A 6423-nucleotide genomic window follows, 5' to 3' on the forward strand; every position below is an offset into this window, starting at 1 on the left:
GGGTAGGACCGGACTTGTCCGGGGAAGCGTAGGGTTATGCCGATGAAGATCTTCAGCGCTTGCACCGGCGCCTTCGGGACGAGTTTCCCTCTACCGGGTATGCATTGCACTTACATTGATTTACTCAAACAACGTGCAAGCCATCACCAGCGCATCTTCACGCCCGCCAACCGCCGGGTAGTAATCCCGACGTCGGCCAATCTCGTTGAAGCCAAAGCGCTCATACAAACGATACGCCGAGCGATTGCTGTCACGCAGTTCGAGAAAGCACTCCCGGGCATTGAGCGTATAAGCCCGGGACATCAAATGCTCAAGCAAACGCAGCCCCAGACCTCGGCCCTGGCTTTCAGGTTTGACGGTGATGTTGAGCAGATGCGCTTCATCGATGATGACTTGCACAACGCCATGCCCGACTTGCTGGGCACCTTCGAACATCAGCCAGATTTCATAAGACTTGAGGCCGTCGAGAAAGATGCCTCGCGTCCAGGGATGGCTGAAGGCGGCGTACTCAATCTTCAATACGGCGTCGATGTCCGCTTCGGTCATCGGGCGGAAGGTCACTGCGTCACTCATCTATCGGTTTCCAGCGCGCCATCAGCCGACGCATGGCTTGCCAGACATCTGCCTTGCGTTGAGGCTCGTCCATCAGTAATTCAAGACCCGGCAAAGCCCAGGCTGAACCCAGGCCATCGACCTGAAGTTCGTTGTTATAGGATTGCGCATCAGCTTCCCCGGCAAAGCGCACCGAAGGCAGGCCAATCAACCACAGGCAAGCGCAGGGTTCATCTTCGAGACGTGCCGACACGAAACCTTGCACAAAATCACGCGCGGCTTCCGGGCCCTGGTCCAGATTGCCCCTGACCAGCAGCGGCCAGCGCACCGGCTCGCCGATGATTTGCGGGCTGTCCGGCAAACCGGCGGCGCGCAGCATGTCTTTGAGTAACAAATAAGACGGATCGCGGCTCTGAAACGCCTGGCCTGTGGGTAACTCCACCAGCAGCAGGCAACGCCCGGCACGCAGCAGTTGCAACGCAAAGCGCGGCGGCGGCACAACTGGCGCTTTGACCGGCACAGGCGCTGCTTCAACTACAGCAGCGGGCGCGCGGGTGCTGGCCAGCGACGGACGCGGCACTTCGATTTTCGGGCGCTCGACGGGATGCGCCGGCGCTACGGACGGCTCGGCAACCGCTGCGCGCTCGGGAGTCTGCGCGATGGCGACGATTTGCACGTCTTCGACCGGCAGCAGCGGCTCAAGCAGCTCAGGCCGTGACGGTGCAGCAAAGGGCAATTCAGTGCGCGGCAGCCAATTGACCACCTGCATGGCGGTCATATAAGCGCGGCGGCGGGACTCGTTTAGCAAAGGTCAGCCACCTGTGGATAAGTTAAGGACGCGATTCTACCGCCCTTCGCCGATTCCCGCCGCAGTTGATCGTCCACAGGTGAAATGTTGCGCAGCCGATGCAGTACAATCGCTGCTTTTATTTGCCAACCACCGGCCAACCAATGATCGAACCTAAGCGCGTCTTGCGCGCCCTTGCCGAACACTGGGCGCTTCTTGAGCCATTGTGCGAACACTTCGACCAAGGCACCTTGAGCCTGAGCGAATTGCGCCTGCAACTGGCCGCACAACAGATGGACAGCACGCCGCAGGACATCACCAATCTGCTGGATGTGTGGATTCGCCTGGATATCCTGGTCCCCGTGGCCAAAAGCCCTAATCGGTTCGAACTCAACGCGCAGATCCACGACTTCCTGTCTTATCTGCGTCGCGAGCACCGTTTGGGCCTGTGCCTGGAAATCGAAGCCTATCTGCGGCATCTCGAACGCCTGGCAGGCTACATTCAGGATGCATTCGATATCCGCGACGCCGATGACCTCGCCCGGCAGCTACGCCTGCTGGACATGCGCGTGCGCGACGTCCTGAAGAAACTCGCCAATGATGAACAAGCGCTGGTAGCCGTTGCCGATCGGGCCAAGACCAGCGACCGGCAGATTCCCCTGCGACAGCGTTATGCCGAAGTACTGGCGACCTGGGACGAATACATCGAACCGATGATTCAACTGGTGAATGCCGACGGCGCGTTCGAACAAGGCGTGCGCAAGGTCGAGAATGTGCTGCTGCGCATGCTCACCGAACAGCAAAGACTCGGCCATCTGGTGGACGACGACATGCTGTTGCGTACCCACGCGCGCATCCTCGAAATGCAGACCAGCGCTCAGTTGACGTTGCGTCACGCGCGGGAGCTGCTGCTGCCGCTGCGCGAAGAAGCCCGTCGGCACAACGCCGTAACACGCGGCGCGGCACTGGCGCTGTCGGCGATTCGTCGCAAAGGCCTGGACGCCGTACCGCAAGCTGCGATGCCGATGTTCACCCGTCCGCAAAGCACATTTCTGGGCAGCGCGAGTCAGGTCGAGGCCTACGTTTACGCTCTGGCGCGCTTCGAACCCAAGCCGGCCAAATTCCCCAAGGCCAACGCCAAGCGCAAAGGCGAGCCGCCGCAAGCGCCGCGCACAGTCAAGGAAATGCTCGAGCGTTGCGAAGACGCCCTGCCGCTGCCGGACCTGATGGTCTGGCTGCTGGAGCAGGAACCGGACGGCGCTACCGATGAATTGCTGTATTGGTTCTCGCGTCTGTCGCGGGACAAACGCTTCGCTCGTGAACGCCTCGAACGACGCGATTATTTCACTCAGGAGCATCAGGTCAGCCTGAGCTCTTTTGCCCTGCTCTCCAGCCGTGATGAGCAGCCAGGGAATCCAGTCAATGCATCTTGATCTCTCCGAAATGTCCCAACTGGCTCCGATCTTCCGCGAGCTGTTCAAGGGCTATCACATCAGCCGCCGCGATCCGGAGCTGTATGCGCAACTGTCCAACTCCCAGGATCAGTACCGCACACTGTTCAAGGCCCTGGGTTTCGAACTGGTATGCGACACCCGTGGCTTCTATTACTTCGTCCCGGACCTCGCTGCCGCGCAGGTCAACAAGACCGCGCAACGCCTGGCGCTGTTCACCTTCATCCTCGTCGAGCATCTGGCCGATCAGGGTCGTGATCCGGTCGCCGTACTCGATGGCGGCAGCCTGGGCCGCGATGAACTGCCTTCGCTGCTGGAAAAATACCGCGACCTGTTTATCCAGGCCGAAGTCCAGACCCAGGACGAACTGGAAGAAAAGATCATGCGCCGCATGACTCAGCTGGGATTCGCCAGTGAAGACAACGGCATTTACCGCTTCCTGCCACCCATGCACCGCTTTCTGGATGTCTGCCTGTCAGTGCAACAGGATCGCGATCTGGCAGCCAGCATCCACAGCGTATTGCCCTTGCCCACGCCCGTGCTCATTGATGACGACAGCGACGAAAAACTGCTGGAGACCGATGACCCACTGGATCTGGCCGAGTTTGAAGAATCGTCTGAAAGCGAAGAACAGGCTCTGGCCCGGGCTATTGCTGACGAGCAGAAGGATATGAACCCATGAGCCAGGAACGTTACGGCATTCGCCGCTTTGCCCTGCTGAACACTGCCGGTTACAGCCTCGGGCTGTTTCCGCTGGAACACCCGCTGTCGGTGTATGGCGCGAATAACCTCGGTAAAAGTGCCTCGATCAACGCCCTGCAATTCCCGATTCTGGCGCGCATGTCAGACATGAGCTTCGGCAAATACACGCTGGAGCAATCGCGCCGTTTCTACTTTGCGTCGGACACCAGCTACATTCTGGTGGAAGTGTCATTGCCTCATGGCCCACACGTGATTGGCGTCGTCGGACGCGGCCCGGGCGGCGGTTTCGGTCACCAGTTCTTCGCTTATGCGGGCGAGCTGGACCTGGGCCACTACCAGAAGAACGACACCTGTCTGCGGCAGAAAGAATTGTTCAGCAATCTGGAAAGTCAGGGCCTCAAGGCATACGAGCTCAAGCCTGATGAGCTGCGGCGCTTGCTGGTAGGCGGACATACCTCGATTCCGCTGGACCTGACGTTGATCCCGCTGCGCTCCACCAGCGAACAGAGCCTGAAAACCTTCCGCGCGCTGTTCATCAACTTGCTGCACATGCGGGAAATCACCGCTGCCAAGCTCAAGCAGTTGTTTCTCGATGCCTTTGAACACAGCCTGCGGTCCGGCAGTGTCGATTACATCGCCGCGTGCGAAGAGGCCTTCCGCGATGTACGTCGCATGGAACAGGACTACAACTCTCTGGTGCTTGCCGGTCCGCTGGTCGAAGCGCTGGCGGCGGGCGTGAAACAACGCGAGCTGCTGCGCGGCAAACTGCATCGCCTTTCACCCTTGCTCGATTCCCTGCTCGGCACCTGGATCGACTACTCCGATGCCCGCAAGGAAGAGCTGGTCATTCAAGCCGAACATTATCGCGGCCAGCAGGATGTACTGCAGAACGATCAACGTGGCGGCACTCAGGAACTGATGCGCCTGGAACGCGAGATCAGCAGCATTCAGCGCTGGGTCGGCGAGCTTGCCGTACTCAAGAATCGCTTTGCGCTGGTCGACAACGCCAAAGTGCTTGAGCAGCAATTGCTGGCGGCCAAAGATGCCCACGATGAACTGGCGGGCGCCTTGGCACAGTCCCGGCAATTCAGTGCCGAAGACCTCGACGAACGTCTGCGGGATCTGGAAAAACGCCTGAAGTCGGTGAAGCAACAACTCGATCATGCCGACAACAACAGCTACGCCCGATTGCGCGAAGAGTTTTCCCAGCCGGACGTCGAACGCTTGATGCGCCTGTTCAACAGCGCCCTGTTCAGCTTGCCACTGGGTGAACAAGGGATTGCGCTGGATGACGGCGATGCCTGGGTCAAATCCCTGGAGATGATCCTCGATAGCTTCAAAGGCGACCAATTCCAGGTGCCGGGTCTGACGATCAATCTGTCGAACATCGAACCACCGGCGCTTCAGGCCTTGGCCGACCGCGCGGCCTTGCGCGATCAAAAAGAACGTCTGGAAAAAGAACTCAAGCAACTCAAGGCTCAGCAAGCCGTCGCGGCTGACCGCTCGGCCAGCAAGACGCAAACCGAGGCCTTGTATCAGCAAGTGCTGGATGCACAGAAAGCGCTGGAAGACTTCCGCCGCTGCCAGACGCTGAGCGCGGAAGAGTCCGACAAACTGGAACAGCTGGCCCAGATGGAAGCTGCGCAGGACGAGTTGAAACGCTCAAGCGATGCCTTCACCGAGCGCGTGCAGCAACTGTCGGCCAAGCTGCAACTGATCGCACGGCAGATTGGTGATCTTGAATCCAAACAACGCACACTGGATGACGCACTGCGTCGTCGTCAGTTGCTGCCCGCCGATCTGCCGTTCGGTACGCCGTTCATGGATCCGGTGGACGACTCGCTGGAGAACCTGCTGCCGCTGCTTAACGACTACCAGGATAGCTGGCAGGGTTTGCTGCGCAGCGATGGCCAGATCGAAGCGCTGTACGCGCAGGTTCGTCTCAAAGGTGTGGCCAAGTTCGACAGCGAAGATGATGTAGAACGTCGCTTGCAGTTGCTGATCAATGCTTACGCACACCGCACCGACGAGGCGCTCACTCTTGGCAAGGCGCGGCGTGCGGCGGTGACAGATATCGCCCGCACCCTGCGCAACATCCGCAGCGACTACGACAGCCTTGAGCATCAACTGGCGCTGTTCAACCGCGAGATCAACAAGCGTCAGGTTTCCAACCTTGAGAGCTTCCGCATCGTGCTTGCGCCGAACAAGGAAGCACTCAAGCATATCGACCAGATCATCCACAGTGCCGGTCAATATGAAGAAGGCGAAACTCTATCGGTCTTCGACTTGAGCCAAAGTGCCGAGCAGGACAACAAGAACGAAGAGGCCAAGGAATATCTGGCTCGCCTGGTGGCGGCGAATCATAACCAGTTGGGCTTGAAGGATTTGTTCGAGCTGGCGTTTGAGATCACCAAGGTCAACGGTCAACCGATCATCCACACCGACATCGACGGAGCTGCTTCCAATGGCACCACGATGACCATCAAGGCCCTCACCAACATGTACTTGTTGTTGCACTTGATGGATCGCGATCAGGCTGGACGCATCCGCTTGCCTTACTACCTGGATGAAGCAGCGGACATCGACGAGAAGAATCAGGCGGCACTTCTCGAAACAAGTCTGCAGCTTGGCTTTGTGCCAATCCTGGCCAGCGTGAAGCCTCAAGTCTCGGCCCATGTCGCCATCGACCTCGAAGGCGGCAGCGGACCTAACGGCATCTATATCGATGAAGCTGACTGGAAGTACATTCGGCGTCGTGATGACGTAAAGGCCGTGGTCGTTGAGGAAGTCGTTGAGGAAGCTACTGAATAACGCGTTCAAACGAGTAACGAAGGCCGCATGAGAATGCGGCCTTTTTATTGGCTATCGTTAATGCAGGCTGTATGGCGGCGGTTTCGAACTTCCGAGCAGACAAACAAAACCCCTGAACGC

The 6423-nt window shown here is 58.7% G+C and carries 5 protein-coding genes; 3 read left to right on the forward strand and 2 right to left on the reverse strand.

Annotated elements, in window-relative coordinates:
* Positions 1 to 120: 120 nt before the first annotated feature.
* Both rimI and CFII64_RS09205 read right to left on the reverse strand, forming a co-directional pair.
* On the reverse strand, positions 121 to 573 hold the full coding sequence (gene rimI / locus CFII64_RS09200; protein WP_020290512.1) for a ribosomal protein S18-alanine N-acetyltransferase: 453 nt from the start codon (positions 571 to 573) through the stop codon (positions 121 to 123).
* Positions 566 to 1360, reverse strand: a complete 795-nt coding sequence (locus CFII64_RS09205; protein WP_044901260.1) for a hypothetical protein — start codon at positions 1358 to 1360, stop codon at positions 566 to 568. Before CFII64_RS09205 ends, rimI begins: the two co-directional genes overlap by 8 nt.
* A 143-nt stretch (positions 1361 to 1503) precedes the next feature.
* Here CFII64_RS09205 and mksB point away from each other — a divergent pair, with 143 nt between their 5' ends.
* The 3 genes from mksB to mksF are packed head-to-tail and all read left to right on the forward strand — an operon-like array spanning position 1504 to position 6303.
* Complete coding sequence (mksB, locus tag CFII64_RS09210; RefSeq protein WP_044901267.1) at positions 1504 to 2772, forward strand: Mks condensin complex protein MksB; 1269 nt, start codon at positions 1504 to 1506, stop codon at positions 2770 to 2772.
* Positions 2762 to 3472, forward strand: coding sequence for an Mks condensin complex protein MksE (gene mksE, locus CFII64_RS09215; protein ID WP_020290515.1), 711 nt, complete (start codon positions 2762 to 2764; stop codon positions 3470 to 3472). The genes mksB and mksE overlap by 11 nt, the downstream gene beginning before the upstream one ends.
* Positions 3469 to 6303, forward strand: coding sequence for an Mks condensin complex protein MksF (gene mksF, locus CFII64_RS09220; protein ID WP_020290516.1), 2835 nt, complete (start codon positions 3469 to 3471; stop codon positions 6301 to 6303). Before mksE ends, mksF begins: the two co-directional genes overlap by 4 nt.
* Positions 6304 to 6423 lie beyond the last annotated feature (120 nt).

The sequence above is a fragment of the Pseudomonas sp. CFII64 genome, assembly GCF_000416235.1.
In the GTDB taxonomy this organism is placed as follows: Bacteria; Pseudomonadota; Gammaproteobacteria; order Pseudomonadales; family Pseudomonadaceae; genus Aquipseudomonas.

Coding starts and splice junctions, on each gene's coding strand:
- rimI (WP_020290512.1), bottom strand. CDS start 573: ATGAGTGACGCAGTGACCTTCCGCCCGATGACCGAAGCGGACATCGAC.
- mksB (WP_044901267.1), top strand. CDS start 1,504: ATGATCGAACCTAAGCGCGTCTTGCGCGCCCTTGCCGAACACTGGGCG.
- mksE (WP_020290515.1), top strand. CDS start 2,762: ATGCATCTTGATCTCTCCGAAATGTCCCAACTGGCTCCGATCTTCCGC.
- mksF (WP_020290516.1), top strand. CDS start 3,469: ATGAGCCAGGAACGTTACGGCATTCGCCGCTTTGCCCTGCTGAACACT.